Source organism: Brenneria roseae subsp. americana (genome assembly GCF_003115815.1).
GTDB lineage: Bacteria > Pseudomonadota > Gammaproteobacteria > Enterobacterales > Enterobacteriaceae > Brenneria > Brenneria roseae.
Genome location: NZ_QDKJ01000002.1, coordinates 33,582 through 48,180 on the forward strand (window position 1 = coordinate 33,582; position 14,599 = coordinate 48,180).

11 protein-coding genes are annotated in these 14,599 nt (G+C 52.9%); 7 read left to right on the forward strand and 4 right to left on the reverse strand.

Annotation, left to right across the window (positions count from 1 at the left end; translation table 11 throughout):
* Positions 1–103 precede the first annotated feature (103 nt).
* On the reverse strand, positions 104–2,137 hold the full coding sequence (locus tag B4923_RS02085; RefSeq protein WP_109052715.1) for a heparinase II/III domain-containing protein: 2,034 nt from the start codon (positions 2,135–2,137) through the stop codon (positions 104–106).
* A gap of 12 nt (positions 2,138–2,149) precedes the next feature.
* Positions 2,150–3,382, reverse strand: coding sequence for an alginate lyase family protein (locus B4923_RS02090; RefSeq protein ID WP_109052716.1), 1,233 nt, complete (start codon positions 3,380–3,382; stop codon positions 2,150–2,152).
* Positions 3,383–3,897: 515 nt separating this feature from the next.
* Here B4923_RS02090 and B4923_RS02095 point away from each other — a divergent pair.
* The 5 genes from B4923_RS02095 to B4923_RS02115 all read left to right on the forward strand — a co-directional run bounded on the left by B4923_RS02095 (position 3,898) and on the right by B4923_RS02115 (position 9,256).
* Positions 3,898–5,190 carry an ABC transporter substrate-binding protein gene (locus B4923_RS02095; protein WP_109052717.1) on the forward strand — a complete coding sequence of 431 codons (1,293 nt, stop codon included), beginning with the start codon at positions 3,898–3,900 and terminating at the stop codon, positions 5,188–5,190.
* 77 nt (positions 5,191–5,267) lie between these two features.
* Positions 5,268–6,152 carry a carbohydrate ABC transporter permease gene (locus B4923_RS02100; RefSeq protein WP_109052718.1) on the forward strand — a complete coding sequence of 295 codons (885 nt, stop codon included), beginning with the start codon at positions 5,268–5,270 and terminating at the stop codon, positions 6,150–6,152.
* A 10-nt stretch (positions 6,153–6,162) separates the two neighbouring features.
* Positions 6,163–7,002: a carbohydrate ABC transporter permease gene (locus tag B4923_RS02105; protein WP_109052719.1), complete on the forward strand. Its 840-nt coding sequence runs from the start codon at positions 6,163–6,165 to the stop codon at positions 7,000–7,002.
* A 10-nt stretch (positions 7,003–7,012) separates the two neighbouring features.
* Complete coding sequence (locus B4923_RS02110; protein ID WP_109052720.1) at positions 7,013–8,104, forward strand: ABC transporter ATP-binding protein; 1,092 nt, start codon at positions 7,013–7,015, stop codon at positions 8,102–8,104.
* 15 nt (positions 8,105–8,119) lie between these two features.
* The gene (locus tag B4923_RS02115; protein WP_109052721.1) at positions 8,120–9,256 is read left to right on the forward strand and encodes an alginate lyase family protein; all 1,137 of its coding nucleotides are present in this window, start codon (positions 8,120–8,122) and stop codon (positions 9,254–9,256) included.
* Positions 9,257–9,364: 108 nt separating this feature from the next.
* On the opposite strand, the gene B4923_RS02120 is transcribed toward B4923_RS02115, so the two are convergent.
* On the reverse strand, positions 9,365–9,598 hold the full coding sequence (locus B4923_RS02120) for a hypothetical protein (protein ID WP_109052722.1): 234 nt from the start codon (positions 9,596–9,598) through the stop codon (positions 9,365–9,367).
* Between the two features lie 13 nt (positions 9,599–9,611).
* Here B4923_RS02120 and fhuE point away from each other — a divergent pair, with 13 nt between their 5' ends.
* Positions 9,612–11,789 (forward strand): ferric-rhodotorulic acid/ferric-coprogen receptor FhuE, encoded by a 2,178-nt coding sequence (gene fhuE, locus B4923_RS02125; protein ID WP_109052723.1) that lies wholly within the window; start codon positions 9,612–9,614, stop codon positions 11,787–11,789.
* 236 nt (positions 11,790–12,025) lie between these two features.
* Positions 12,026–13,897 carry a bifunctional glutathionylspermidine amidase/synthase gene (gene gss / locus B4923_RS02130; protein WP_109052724.1) on the forward strand — a complete coding sequence of 624 codons (1,872 nt, stop codon included), beginning with the start codon at positions 12,026–12,028 and terminating at the stop codon, positions 13,895–13,897.
* Positions 13,898–13,975: 78 nt separating this feature from the next.
* On the opposite strand, the gene B4923_RS02135 is transcribed toward gss, so the two are convergent.
* Positions 13,976–14,575: a TetR/AcrR family transcriptional regulator gene (locus B4923_RS02135; RefSeq protein ID WP_109052725.1), complete on the reverse strand. Its 600-nt coding sequence runs from the start codon at positions 14,573–14,575 to the stop codon at positions 13,976–13,978.
* Positions 14,576–14,599 lie beyond the last annotated feature (24 nt).

Consider the following 14,599-nt stretch of genomic DNA (forward strand, 5'->3'; position numbering starts at 1 on the left):
TTCGTTCCCCTGTTTTACTCGCATTCTTGTGGCTGGCAGGTTGTCCGGAATGATAAAGCCGCGATCGCCCGGTGGAAGCGAGGGCGCCGCGGCGCTGTGGGCGCTAGGCGGTACCCGAGCCGTCAAGCGTAGTCAGATGAATTTCCGGAAGCAGAGCGGCATCATTAGACACGTCAATCACCGTTTGCTGCTGGCCGCGACCGAGCCGGATCCGCAGGTCGTCGTTTTCCTGATTGATATGCACATCGGTAATCGGGGTGGTTTCACCCAGATCCCACACGCAAACGAACGTCGCCCGCGTCCGATCGCTGCGCAGCACCAGATAGCTGATATCCCGCACGGCTGGATTATCCGGTGCGAGCCCCTGCCACAGCATGGCCTCACCGTAAAGCCACAGCGCCTGCTTCTGACGGGATAACGCAAAATGGCGCGGCTGGCTTCCGATAAGTGGGGTGACGGTGGCATCGTGCATCCTCGTCAGCGGGCCGTGATTAGCGAACGTGTCGGGAGCCCCCGTTGCGTCCAGCGCCTTACCCGCCAGATGCAACGTCCAATCCAACTGCTGCCCGTGCGGGTTATCCACCGTACTGATGTCAATAATGGCGTCATCCAGCCACAACAGGCGGCGGCGAAAGCGAATATCGCGCCAGGCGTTGCTATCCCATTCAATACGGGTATAGCTATCAAGCGGCGGTGGCGCTTTTCGCCAATCGACTTCAGTGTCCAGCCAGCAAGCATGATCGTCCTGATGATAGCGTAAAACAACCGGTAGCGCCGGAGGCTGGTTGGTCTGGTTGACCGATAGCGTGTTATGGGTGGCGCTGTTTTTGTAGTACGCGTAATGCATTTTTGCGCCGTAACCGGTGGTTCCTAAATCGGGCAAAATGGCTTTCCCGAGGTTGAAGAAAGTCAGGTTCAACCGATCGTAGTGATCGTGCTCTCCGCCATACGGCGTATGTTTTATCAGTAGCGCTCGCCGCTTTTCGGCGTTGCGCCAGATGGTCAGGCCGCAATCCGGCGCATGCAGATGCTGGCTGGGGATCAGTTCAACGTGTGTTTCAGGCAGCGTATCTTCACCGTAAAGCAGAGCATCGATATTACAACGTGGTTTATGGCAATAGATATGCCGTAGCGCGGCGGCATAATATTCGTCTTTGTAGCAGGCCCAGGCAAATTCGTAGATATAACTGTGATCGAGCTCCTCCTGCCCGGCAATGCAGTCGTTGAGGAGCGGAAAAGTCGCATTCGGCATGAGGATCTGCAACGGAAACGTGAGCATTTTCCGGTAAAAGGGCAGGGCAAGCAGGCTCCAGCGGGTGCCGCGCGCCAGCTTTTCAAATGCGAAGAATCCCTGCAAGGCATAAAAATGATAGTGCACCGATCCTTCAAACCATAGCCCTTCGGCAAATAACCCCTTTTCCAACTGCCAGCGTAAGCCGTATTTATCGTTGACGGCAAATTCCAGCATCGCTTCATCCTCAAGGATAAAACCAATCACCCCCACGGTACTGTTGATTTTCACTTCGTGATTATGTAACTGCGGGGTGCGGTGCGACATCAGGAATGCCGCACCGCAGCGCAGCAGACGGGTGACGATGTACTCACTCTGTTCCGATGTTATCGCGTCGGAAATCAGATCGTAACCGAGCGCGAGGTCGAGCAGACAGTTGGCTTCGCACAGCGTCTGGGCATTCATCTTTCCGGGGCCATTGTAAGGAATACCGCCGTGTTCCTGATAATCAGGGTAGTGTGTGGCATAACGGCTAAGTAACGTACTGACGATTTCCAGATAGCGTTGTTCACCCGTTAGCTGCCACAGCAGACCAATCTGGTAACAGGCCTTGGCATTCAACCCGTTCATTTCGCGCCACCATGCGCCATCATAGGGTTCGCCGGTAAACAGATGTCCATCGACAGGGCAACGATGTGCTTTGGCGGACTGACGATCCCACTCCAGACGGACGCCGTGCTCCGGGCAGTAATAGTACAAATTCCAGGTGGCAATCCCGCTCGCCGGTACCAGCATTGGCGAAGTGAGCACCACTTCATTTTCCTTTTTCAGGTGCTCAATCAGCTCGGGCTGGTTAGCCGCGCGCTGGCGAAGATGAGTAAGTTGTTGCGTGGTGAACTGCTTCATTGCTTGTTGTCCTTAACGTCCGTCGTGGTTTTTCAACGGATAGATCAGCGTGCTGATGTCATCCGGGTATTTGGCGCTCAGCCATACCGCCTTTTCCTGGAACAGCGCGTCGTCCGGCCAGGCGCGGGCGGCGTTGATGATATTGACCAGCGCTTTTTTGTCGTTCATCTTATCGAGATCCTGCCAGGGCCATTGCGCGTTGCTGTTGATAAAACCGGCAATGTAGCGGTATCCGTTACGCAGGCTGTGGTCATCCAGCGTGAAATTCCAGACGTCAACGCCTGCAATGTCCCCCAGTCGGCCCAGCTTGTTGTAGGCCTCGAGATGGAAGTTGCTGTAGTGCCAGGGGCGGGTACGCTCCAGCTCCGCCATCTGACGCCCTTCTTTATCAAAGTGTGAGGCGATACGGCGTAGCTGGGTTATCTGCAAACGTTTTTTCGCTTCTTCGGGCTGCCCGCTGAATAGCGCAAAAGACGCCGCCTGCACGTCAAACCAGGTACCGTGGTTGTTGTGCCAGTTATCCTCTTCGAAACCGTTCTGACTGGTCATCATCCAGTGATAAAAATCACCGTACCACTTGCGAATGGCCTGGTAGTCCTCTTCGCTCAGCACATCCGCTGGTCGCAGCAGTTCGACGGCGTCAATCACTTCCACCAGTGGACGGCTGTCGATCAGTCCGATGCCCCGGCCTTCGTTGATGCCAGGGATTGCCTGCGCATATTGCAAACTCGGGTTCATGCGTGTATCCGGGTTAATAAACCAGGCCACCAACTGGTTGCGGGCTTTTTCGGCATAAGCGTGGTTCTGACTGAATTGCCAGGCCAACGCCAGCGTCCAGACATCGTTACTCATGCTGACCAGACGATTTTTGTCCGTTGCGTCGCTGTTGGAATCGGGGTTGGTTTGACCATCCTTACGGATATACGGCAGGCCATCTTTTTTAGCCGGGTCCGGCCACCAATAAGGTGGAAAACTGTAGTAGTCGTGCTTGTCACCGCTGGCGGCGGTGAGGGTTTTATCCATTACGCTGTAAACCGGATGGGTGAGCGCCTTATCGGCGCGAGCGATCAGCGTTTGATACGCGGCGCTGAATGAAGGGGTATTGGCTGCAACCTGCTGTTGGCTATAATTTAAATCTTCCAGAGCCACGATGAGGGGGTGTGCCGGGGCGGCAAAGAGTGAATCTGCCGCGGTAAGGGACAACAGCGATAAACAGGACAATAAAGCTGTTTTTATCAGTCGCATATTTTTCTATCCTTTCAATAATATGTTTTTTTATTAATGAGCTAAGAGAAAAGTATTTACCAAGAAATGGCGAAAAAAGACTTTCCGCGATTTAATGCGAATATTTTCCTGTGATTGAAATATTGTTTCAAAACTATTTTTGTGCAGTGTAAAAGAGCGAATTATTTTTTTTGTGATGTGGTTCAAATTTGTCTTATGAATGGAGAAATGAGCTTGGTATTGCGTGGTAAATCACAAAATATTGACTTTTTAAAAATAATTTTATTTATTAAAAACATTTGTACAATATTTATCTTGTTGATAATTATGAAATTAATAATAAATTGAAATTTTACTGATTTTTTTGTGTGATATTAATCACGGTTTTAAGCTCTGAAACACAGTTTTTATTTTTTTCTCGTTGTTTTTATAAATCCCTTCCTATTAAATAAATTTGTATTTTTTTTAAATGAAATAGTCATTATTTCAATCCGTTTTCGTGACTACCAAATATCTTAAAAAGGATGGGAAAAATAATGTCTGCAAAAAAATTAAAATCCTTATTGTTAATGAGTGCTCTTGGCCTGGGTATATCACAGTCATATGCCGCAGATACTATCAATGTCTGGATCCGCGCCAGTAATGATTCAAAGAATATCTATAATCAGGAGGCTGAGGCTTTCGAGAAGAAAACCGGCATCAAAATCGAGTATTTCAATGCGAACACCGACTTTGAGCAGCGGTTGGCGCGGGCCGCTGCCGGCAATGCGCTACCGGATCTGATTTTTAACGATGCGGTGGCTATCGGTCAGTTTATTCAACTAGGCATCGCCGACGAAATTGATCCGAAGACGATCGCCGGCAACGAGAACATCTATCCGACCGCCTGGGCAAGTACCCGCTATACCGACGGAAAATATTACGGCGTGCCCACCTCGGCACAGACATTCGCCCTGTTCGTGCGCAAGGACTGGCGTGAAAAGCTTGGTCTGCCGCAGCCCAAAACCTGGGATGAGGTGATGAACCTGGCAAAAGCATTTACCACCCAGGACCCTGATGGTAACGGTAAAAATGATACCTATGGTTTCATCATCCCTGCATCAACCACCCGTGGCTACGCCAGCTGGTTCGCCAGCGCGTTCCTCTGGCAGGCCGGAGGCGACTTTATCCGCGAGGCGGGCGGTGGGACCTTTAAAGGCGCGTTGGATGAGCCTGCCGCGGCAGATGCGCTGAAATTTATGCGCACGATGATATGTGAAAAAGTGGCGCAACCGGGGGCAATCAACGCGACCACCGCGGATGTTATTCCGTCGTTCCGCGCGGGCCAGACCGGCATGTTTTTCACCGGCCCGTACCATATCGCCTTGTTCGATAAAGATCCCGGCAAGGATAAATATGAAGTCGTCACCATCACGGGGCCAAAGAGCGCCGCCACGCTGGCCGAGGGCACCACGGTCTTTCTGATGAAGAACAGTAAGAAGAAAGAGTCCGCCCGTAAATTCATCGAATTCATGATTTCCCAGGAAGGGCAGGAGATTGGCATGGGTAAAGGCAGCCAGCACATTCCCGTCGTTCGTTTGCCGGTTAACCAGCAGGTGGATACTCAGGCGGTGTATAACGACGCCCGCTGGGCGACATTCGCCACTCTCTACGGCGAACATGCCCGCTATGTGCCACAGGTGCCGAACTGGACGCCGATCCGTCAAGTGACGGCCGATGGTTTCAACCGCATTCTGGCGAATTGTAATAGCGATGCTTCCGCCGAACTGAAAAGTCTTAACGAAAAGGTCAACGCCGAGCTGGAAAAACAGCAGGTACTGGCTAAATGATATGGTCTTCGCGCCGCGTTAGGCGGCGCACTGTTAAACCCCCGGCTCCTGTCTCCGGAGCTGCTGCAAGAGCGACAATGACGATGTTAACTTCCCGTCAGAAAAAGAATATGGTGCCCTGGCTGTTTCTTGCCCCGGCGCTGATTATCTTTACCTGGTTTAAGTTTATTCCCATGCTGCAAGGCCTGGTAATGAGCTTTTACAAGGTAAACTTTAACCAGGCTGATGAATGGGTGGGCGTGGCCAACTTTACCCGCGCGTTCGCTGATAGTGAACTTCACTCGGCTGTTTTCAATACCTTCCTTTATGTTGTGGTGACCATGGTCGCTGCGGCCGTTCTTGCCTTTTTTCTGGCAATGCTGCTGGAAGGGCCGGCGCGCCATCTGCGTTTTATCCGTACCGCGATTTTTCTGCCGGCGGTGACCAGCGCGGCCATCGTTGCGGAAATGTGGCGTATCCTGTTTAACCCGACGCCCAATGGCGTTATGAACCATATTCTTAGCTGGTTTGGTATCGCGGATCAGGGGTTCCTGGCCAGTACGGATCAGGCGCTGTGGGTCATCATGTTGCTGCATATCTGGAAAGCGGTGCCTTACAACATGGTGATTTTTATTGCCGGTCTGGCGGGGATCAGCCGCGATCTCTATGACGCGGCCAACGTTGACGGGGCTAACTGGTGGAACCGTCTGCGTTACGTCACGCTGCCGGGAATGATCCCGGCCATCTCGGTGGTATTGATGCTTTCGTTCATTCGTGGATTCCGCGTTTTCGCCGAGGTCTATGCCACGACCGGCGGCGGCCCGTCAAACGCGACCGAAATGATCATGACGCATATCTACAAGCTGGGTTTTGAGCAGTTCGACTATGGTTATGCGTCAGCTGTTTCTTTCCTGCTATTTGCCTTTACCGTGGTGTTGACCATTTGTCACCTCACGCTGAAAAAACGTATCGCGCGTTATTAGGGAGCTGAATATGACGAGTCAACGCTGGGATAGGGTTGGTCGCTGGTTAATTTATGCGTTGTTGCTGGTGGTGTTTGTCGGCCCTTTCTGGGGGATTGTCGCCACTGCTTTCAGCGGTGCGCCGGTGAAACCGGGTGAACTGCTGGCCTGGCCGCATGAATTTTCGCTGGAAAACTTCATTTTCGCCTGGAAGGACATCGGTGTCTGGCGGTATCTGCTCAACTCCATGGTCGTGGTATTTTTTGGCACCATTTTACAGGTGTCGGTTAGCGCCCTGGCCGCTTATGCACTGGCACGCAAAAAATTTATGGGCGTCTCGCTGGTGAGCCTGGTGATCCTTTCCACCATGATGCTGCCGGAAGAGGTGATCGCCATACCGCTTTACATGATCATTAACTGGCGACTGCCGCTGATCGACAGCTCGCTCTATAACACCTACCTCGGGATGATCATGCCGGTAGTCGGTTGGGCGTTCTCTATCTTCGTCCTGAGCGAATTTATGTCGGCGATCCCCAAAGAGCTGGAGGAGGCGGCACGTATCGACGGTGCCAATGAATGGCAGATTTTTTTCCACGTCATTTTGCCGCTGGTCAAGCCGGCGCTCGGAACGGTGGTGACATTTGGTTTCATCATGATTTGGGATCAGTATCTGTTGCCATTGATCGTCATTAATCAGGAAAACATGAACACCATTCCGGTGATCCTGGGTACGTTGCGTACCGACGAAAGTATCACACCGAACATTTTTATTGCCATCACGCTATTGGCGATGCTGCCCAGCATCATTGTTTACCTCGGCCTGCAAAAACATTTTAACCGCGGGATCATGTCCGGCGCGGTCAAAGGATAAGGAGTCAAAAATGGGATCTGTTGTATTGAAGAACGTTTGTAAATCTTACGGTGATGCGCATGTGATTAAGGATGTATCGTTGACGATCCCCGATGGTGAGTTCTGTGTGCTGGTAGGGCCGAGTGGCTGTGGTAAATCCACGTTACTGCGCATGATTGCCGGACTGGAAGAAATTACCGGCGGGCAGGTAGAAATCAACCAGAAAGATGTGACCGATGTCGAACCGAAATTACGTGACATCGCCATGGTTTTTCAAAGCTATGCGCTTTATCCTCAGATGACGGTTCGCGAAAATATGGGCTTTGCGCTGAAGATGGCGAAACTGCCAAAAGCGGAGATCGGCCGTAAAGTTGAGGCGGCGGCGGAACTGTTAGGGCTTGGTGTGCTGCTCGATCGTCTGCCCAAAGATCTTTCCGGTGGTCAGCGTCAGCGGGTGGCGATGGGGCGCGCGATTGTGCGTAATCCACAGGTATTTCTGTTTGACGAACCGCTCTCCAACCTGGATGCCAAACTGCGTACTCAAGTACGCGGGGAAATCCGCGAACTGCATCGCCGTCTGAAAACCACCTCGGTTTATGTCACCCACGATCAAATCGAGGCGATGACCATGGGACAGATGATTGTGGTGCTGCGCGACGGACGCATCGAACAGGTGGGAACACCGCTGGAGCTGTATGACCGGCCGGCCAATCTGTTTGTCGCCGGGTTTATTGGCTCGCCGGAAATTAACCAGCTTAAAGGGGACATTACCCTGCAAGATGGCAATGCATTGTTGCGGCTGGCAGATGGCTCGTCGCTGCAATTACCACAGGGGCTGTCGGTGCGGGACGGGCAACAGGTGGTCTATGCCATCCGGCCGGAACAGGTGAACGTGCTGGCTGAGGAAACCGTGGGGGCGCTGAAGGCTACGATTGCCGCCATTGAAAATACGGGCTCGGATATGCAGCTCTTTTGCCAGACCGGCGGCGGCGCTTTTACCTCCGTCTTTAAGCAACGTCTCGATCTGCGGGAGGGGGAAACCGTCTGGTTACAGCCGAAGCTGGCCGGGATCCATATTTTTGATGCAGCCTCCGGACAGCGTGTTGATAACACCAAAGAATAACAGGAGTGATTGCGGATGAAGTTGTATACCCTGGATATCCACTGTCTGGAGAATGCCAGGCGGAAGTTGCAGCAACCTTTTTCTCCTTTGCAAAAAGCGCTCGCCCGCTTGGTCAATGAGGCTGATAAGTTGCGCAATCAGCCAATGGAAAGCGTGGTATATAAAAAGCTCCGTCCGGTTAGCGGTGATCCCCATGATTATTACAGTCTGGGGACTTACTGGTGGCCGAATCCGCGTCGTCCAAAAGGGTTGCCTTACATCCGGCGAGACGGGCATACCAATCCGCAGTGCCAAAATAATGACACCGATGCTACACGCATTATCCGTATGTGCGAACGCTGCCTGACCCTGGGACTGGCGTGGCATTTTACCGAACACATCAAGTATGCGCAGGCGGCGGCGGAGCAGATCCGCTGCTGGTTCCTGAATACGGAAACCTTGATGAACCCGCATCTTAACTATGGCCAGGCGATACCCGGTATTGTTTCTGGCCGCGGCACCGGGCTGATCGACACGCGGTTGATGTGGATGGTCATCGACACCATCGGGCTGATTGAATCGGCAAAAGTGCTGGATACCGACGATATCATCGCCCTGCACCAGTGGTTTCGCGATTTTAACCACTGGATGTACTACAGCGACGTGGGTCATGCCGAGTATGTCTGGCATAACAATCACGGCACCTGGTATGACGTTCAGCGGGCGGTAAACGCGCTGTTTTACGGTGATAAGGGACTGGTGGCCCGCATCATTCAGCAAGGCATCACGCAACGGATGGCGGCGCAGATCGATCAGGATGGCAAACAGACCATGGAGATGGAGCGGGCAACGCCGTTCCATTCCTCGCTATTCAACCTTGAAGCGCACCTGCTGCTGAACCGCTATGCGGAACATGTGGAATTTGACCGCTGGAATGCGATGCGAGACGGCCGCTGCGTAAAGCTGGGGATTGAGTATCTGATTCCGTTTATCGCCGAGCCCGATCTCTGGCCCTATCGCGATTTACAGGGCATTGTTTGGGACAGCGCGTTGCGCGTGTTGCTACAGTCGATACGGGGCTATCCCAAGGATGCCGCCCGCTATCGTCCAATTCTGGATTCTTTCCCTGACGACACGCTGACCTTAAAAGAACATTTGATATGGTGCTATTAGGCGGGGGAAGGGTGTAATCCCGCCAGGCCGCCTGTAATTTAAATGGCCTAATCCAATCGGCCCCGGTTAGCCCCTCTGATTATGTCAAAAGGTTACACGGTATGTTCCCTATACCGTGCTGTCTTCTTTTCCAACCATGACGGTTATTCCCCGGACTGCAATACGGGCAGAATCAAAACCCATATCTTCATTACCTCGCTTGGCGCTTATTTTACAGATTAATTGGTAATGCATATAGTTATCATTCTTATTAAAAGCCGCTGACTTGTCTGCCCTTATATTCCCCGTACTGCGGGGATTGGCCTGCGGGTGAACGAACGACGCAGCTATTTCATCATTCATTAGTGGGGTAATCATGTCTTATTCGATCACAACGGGGGACGTCACTGGCAGACCCGTACCTGCTCTACTGGCGGTTTGCATCGCCTGCGCGTTATTCGGCGCATCCCGCCATGCACAAGCCGAGACGCCACAGGACACCGTGATTGTTGATGCCACTTCCAGTGACGAGAGCAACGCTGAAAAGCAGGATTACAGCGTTAAAACCACTACCACCGGCACGAAATTACTGTTAGTACCACGTGATATTCCGCAGTCGGTGAGCGTGATCAGCCAGCAGCGGATGAAAGACCAGAACCTGCAATCTATCGGCGAGGTGCTGACCAACACCACCGGCGTATCAGCCCAGATTCAGGATAGCGATCGCGTGGTGTATTACTCGCGTGGGTTCTTCATCAGTAACTATTCCTACGACGACTTACCCACCTCGATAAGCGAAGTGTGGGACTTTGGCGACACCGCCACCGATACCGCCATTTACGATCGTATTGAAGTGGTTCGCGGCGCGAGCGGGCTGATGTCCGGTACCGGCAACCCCTCTGCCTACGTTAACATGGTGCGTAAACACGCCGACAGCCGGGAATTTACCGGTTCGGCCTCCGCCAGCTACGGTAGTTGGGACAAGCAGCGCTATGTTCTCGATCTCTCCGCCCCGCTGACCGAATCCGGCAATGTGCGTGGCCGCATGATTACCGGTTATCAGGATAACGACAGCTGGCTGGATAATTATCATTACCGCAAGAAATTCCTTTACGGCGTGGTTGATGTGGATTTGACCGATTCAACGGCCCTTTCTGTCGGCTATGAATATCAGGAAACGCACAGCGACAGCCCGACATGGGGTGGTTTGCCAACCTGGTACAGCGACGGCAGCAAAACGCACTTCGATCGCAGCTTTAATACTGCGCCGGACTGGGCATATTCCGATAAAGATGCCAGAAAGGTTTTCGCGAGTCTGGTGCAGCGTTTCGGCGACGGCTGGGAAGCGCATATCAACGGTATGCATACGGAAACAAATTTCGATACCAAACTGATGTACAGTGATGGCTACCCGGATAAAGAGACCGGCGCGGGCGTCACCGGTTACGGCGGCTGGAACAGGGGCGAGCGGAAACAGGACGCTATAGACGCCTATGTTCGTGGCTTTGTCGACCTCTTTGGTCGCCAGCATGAAATGATGTTTGGCGGCAGCTACAGCCGTCAGCGCAACCATTATGATAACTCCATGCCTGACAGTCTGTATGGCGCAATCCCGATCGATAACTTCCTGACGTGGGATGGATCGCTGGCCGATCCGCAGTGGACGCCGTGGACGCTTTACAGCAAGGATACTCTGCGTCAGAAATCGGTTTATGGCTCCGCGCGTTTCTCGCTTGCCGATCCTTTGCACCTGATCGTCGGTGCCCGCTATACCGACTGGAACGCGAAATACAATCCGCCCAGCGCTCCGCAAAGCACCTTTACCAGCGATAAGAGTGATGTTACCCCGTATGCCGGTCTGGTATATGACATTAACGATACCTGGTCCGCCTACATGAGCTACACCTCTATTTTCCAGCCGCAGGATAAGCGCGACATCCAGGGACGCTATATCGATCCCACCACCGGCAAAAGCTACGAGGCAGGCATTAAAGCGGATTGGTTTAATACCCGTCTGACCACGTCTCTGGCCATATTCAGAATCGAACAGGATAACGTTGCCCAGTCCACCGGCAATTACATTCCGGGCAGCAGTGAACTTGCCTACGACTCGGTGGATGGCACGGTCAGTAAAGGGGTGGAGTTTGAGCTGAATGGCGCGCTGACGGATAACTGGCAGCTCACCTTCGGCGCGACCCGCTATCTTGTGAAAGATCAAGACGGTACGGCAGTCAACCCCGATCAGCCTCGTACCCAATTGAAATTGTTCACCCGTTATCAGTTGCCTACGCTACCCGAACTGACCGTGGGCGGCGGCGTGAACTGGCAGAACAAAATCTGGAATGCGGTTTCCGGCCCTCAGGGCGATACTCGTGCGGAGCAAGGCAGCTACGGCATCGTCAACCTGTTCAGCCGTTATCAGGTGACGAAAAACTTTGCCGTGCAGGCCAATCTCAACAACCTGTTCGACAAAGAGTATTACGACTACGTATCCCAATACGCCGTCTACGGCGCGCCGCGTAATTTCTCGGTAACCGCCAGCTACAACTTCTGATTTTCTCTGTGTGAGATAAAACCCCGCCTTCATAGAAGGCGGGGTTTTATGGTTGAAGGAAAATGACATGCCGGATGCAAAACCGCGGATAGCCGGGTAATTTTCTGGCCGTGCGTCATGATCATGTTGAATGAGTGCTATCATAAATCCTCCCTCTGTCGGGTATTGCCTGGACGGGATAATGAGAGGGATTTTCTACAGCCAACGTCCGGGCAGCATTAATTTGAGGTCAGGCAATGAGCAAAGGAACAACAGGTAGTGACGCCCCGTTTGGAACATTGTTGGGGTACGCGCCGGGCGGTGTAGCGATTTATTCATCAAATTACAGAAGCTTGGATCCGCAAAACATGCCGGATGACGCCTCGTTTCGTAGCTATATCGATAACGAATATATGGGGCATAAATGGCAGTGCGTCGAGTTTGCCCGTCGTTTTCTGTTTTTGACCTATGGCTTCGTCTTTACCGACGTCAGCATGGCGTATGAAATCTTCTCTCTGCGCTTTTTGCGCCAGGTCGTTAATGACAATATTCTGCCTTTACAGGCCTTTGCCAACGGTTCTCGTCGCGCACCGGCGGCGGGTTCGCTGCTTATCTGGCAAAAAGGCGGCGAGTTTAAGGATACCGGTCACGTGGCGGTGATTACCCAGCTATTGGGCAATAAAGTTCGCGTCGCCGAGCAGAACGTGATTCACACACTCTTACCGCAAGGGCAGCAGTGGACGCGCGAGCTGACGCTGGAAGTGACCGACGGCCATTACACTATTCTCGACACTTTCGATGACACTACTATCCTCGGCTGGATGATTCAGACCGACGAGACGGAGCACAGTCTGCCGCAGCCGATCATTCCCGGAGAGGCGCTGGCCATTCACGGCGCGCGGCTGGACAATCAAGGCCAGTTCGCCGGCAAGTGGCTCAACGAGCAGGACCCCTTGCAGATGGCCTATGTGGAGGCGAATGGCGGCCATTTTATCAACCAGGATCCCTATCAATATTTCACCATTACCGAATGCGCCGAGCAGGAACTGATCAAGGCGACCAATGAGCTGCATCTGATGTACCTGCACGCTACCGATAAAGTGATGAAAGATGACGATTTACTGGCGCTTTTTGATATCCCCAAAATTCTCTGGCCGCGTTTACGGCTTTCCTGGCAGCGGCGTCGACACGATATGATCACTGGCCGCATGGATTTCTGCATGGATGAGCGTGGCCTGAAAGTCTATGAATACAATGCGGATTCCGCTTCCTGCCACACCGAAGGCGGACTGATCCTCGAACAGTGGGCCCGCAAAGGGGGCTTTGGCAAAGGGAATAATCCGGCGGAAGAGTTATTAGGCGAGCTGACCGGCGCGTGGAAGCACAGCCTGGCGCGACCCTTTGTCCACATCATGCAGGACAAGGATCTGGAGGAGAATTACCACGCCCAGTTTATGCAACGTGCCCTGACGCAGGCCGGTTTTGACAGCAAAATTATTTATGGGCTTGATGAGCTGCGCTGGGATGCCGCCGGGCAACTCATCGATAGCGATGGCCGGCTGGTTAACTGCGTCTGGAAAACATGGGCCTGGGAGACCGCGATAGAACAGGTGCGTGAGGTCAGCGCAACCGAATATGCGGCGCTACCGATCCGTACCGGGCCCCCGGATAACGAGATCCGTCTGATCGATGTGCTTCTGCGTCCCGAAGTGATGGTCTTTGAGCCGCTGTGGACGGTGATCCCCGGCAATAAAGCGATTCTGCCGGTGCTTTGGTCGTTGTTCCCGCATCATCCCTATCTGCTGGATACCGATTTTGAGGTGACCGACGCACTGGCGAAAACCGGTTACGCTATCAAACCGATTTCCGGACGCTGCGGCAGCAACATTGACCTGGTCAGCCACCATGATGAAGTGCTCGATAAAACTTCCGGCAAGTTCGTCGATCGGAAAAATATCTACCAGCAGCTGTGGTGTCTGCCCAATGTCGCCGGAAAGTACATTCAGGTCTGTACCTTTACCGTTGGCGGCAATTATGGCGGCGCCTGCCTGCGCGGCGATGATTCGCTGGTCATCAAAAAAGAGAGTGATATTGAGCCGCTGATTGTGCTGAAAGATAACCAGAGGTAGCGCCGGGGCGGCGTGCGTTGCCGCTGAAAAGGACGAGCCTCATGGATGAGGCTGCCACGATAATTTCGTCATGGGGTTTTAGTTCTCTATGCGATTCCTCTGTACCATCGAGAGAATCACATGGAACAGTTCATCCTTTGCCTGCTGTTCCGTAATAACCCCTTGAACCGTTGCATAAGATAACCCTTCGGCGGAACCGAGCATTGCCCGAAGCGCTGCGTCATGAAGCGGCTGATCACCGCAGAACGGTGCAAATAGTTTGCGACATTTCTCCGTAAACGTAGTGGCGTAATCCTGTCTGATTTGTTCAAGTTCGGGAGTTCCGGTGAGCGCCGCCATTACGTTGGGCATTTCACGCCCCTGGAGCAGCACGCACTCAACGTATGATGTGGCAATGACCGACGCCAGTTGCTCAAGCACTGGCTCTGTATTTCGGATAATTTCATCCATCTGCGCCGTCTGGCGATGATCAAATTCTTTATAGAGTGCGGCGAGCAGCCCCGAACGGCTGGTAAAATGATCGTAAACCACGGGTTTCGTCACGCCTGCTCGCTCCGCCAGGCGCCCTAGCGTGAGCGCTTCTGTACCTTCTTCCCGGATAATCCGCCATGCGGCTTCTATCAGCTGTACATGGCGCTCTTCTCTTGATAAACGCTGTCGTGCGCGCGGTATGGGCATTGCCGATATTTCCTGTTGACATGA

Excerpts from the sequence above, each read along its gene's own strand:
- B4923_RS02085 (WP_109052715.1), bottom strand. The coding sequence starts at position 2,137 with ATGAAGCAGTTCACCACGCAACAACTTACTCATCTTCGCCAGCGCGCG.
- B4923_RS02090 (WP_109052716.1), bottom strand. The coding sequence starts at position 3,382 with ATGCGACTGATAAAAACAGCTTTATTGTCCTGTTTATCGCTGTTGTCC.
- B4923_RS02095 (WP_109052717.1), top strand. The coding sequence starts at position 3,898 with ATGTCTGCAAAAAAATTAAAATCCTTATTGTTAATGAGTGCTCTTGGC.
- B4923_RS02100 (WP_109052718.1), top strand. The coding sequence starts at position 5,268 with ATGACGATGTTAACTTCCCGTCAGAAAAAGAATATGGTGCCCTGGCTG.
- B4923_RS02105 (WP_109052719.1), top strand. The coding sequence starts at position 6,163 with ATGACGAGTCAACGCTGGGATAGGGTTGGTCGCTGGTTAATTTATGCG.
- B4923_RS02110 (WP_109052720.1), top strand. The coding sequence starts at position 7,013 with ATGGGATCTGTTGTATTGAAGAACGTTTGTAAATCTTACGGTGATGCG.
- B4923_RS02115 (WP_109052721.1), top strand. The coding sequence starts at position 8,120 with ATGAAGTTGTATACCCTGGATATCCACTGTCTGGAGAATGCCAGGCGG.
- B4923_RS02120 (WP_109052722.1), bottom strand. The coding sequence starts at position 9,598 with ATGAATGATGAAATAGCTGCGTCGTTCGTTCACCCGCAGGCCAATCCC.
- fhuE (WP_109052723.1), top strand. The coding sequence starts at position 9,612 with ATGTCTTATTCGATCACAACGGGGGACGTCACTGGCAGACCCGTACCT.
- gss (WP_109052724.1), top strand. The coding sequence starts at position 12,026 with ATGAGCAAAGGAACAACAGGTAGTGACGCCCCGTTTGGAACATTGTTG.
- B4923_RS02135 (WP_109052725.1), bottom strand. The coding sequence starts at position 14,575 with ATGCCCATACCGCGCGCACGACAGCGTTTATCAAGAGAAGAGCGCCAT.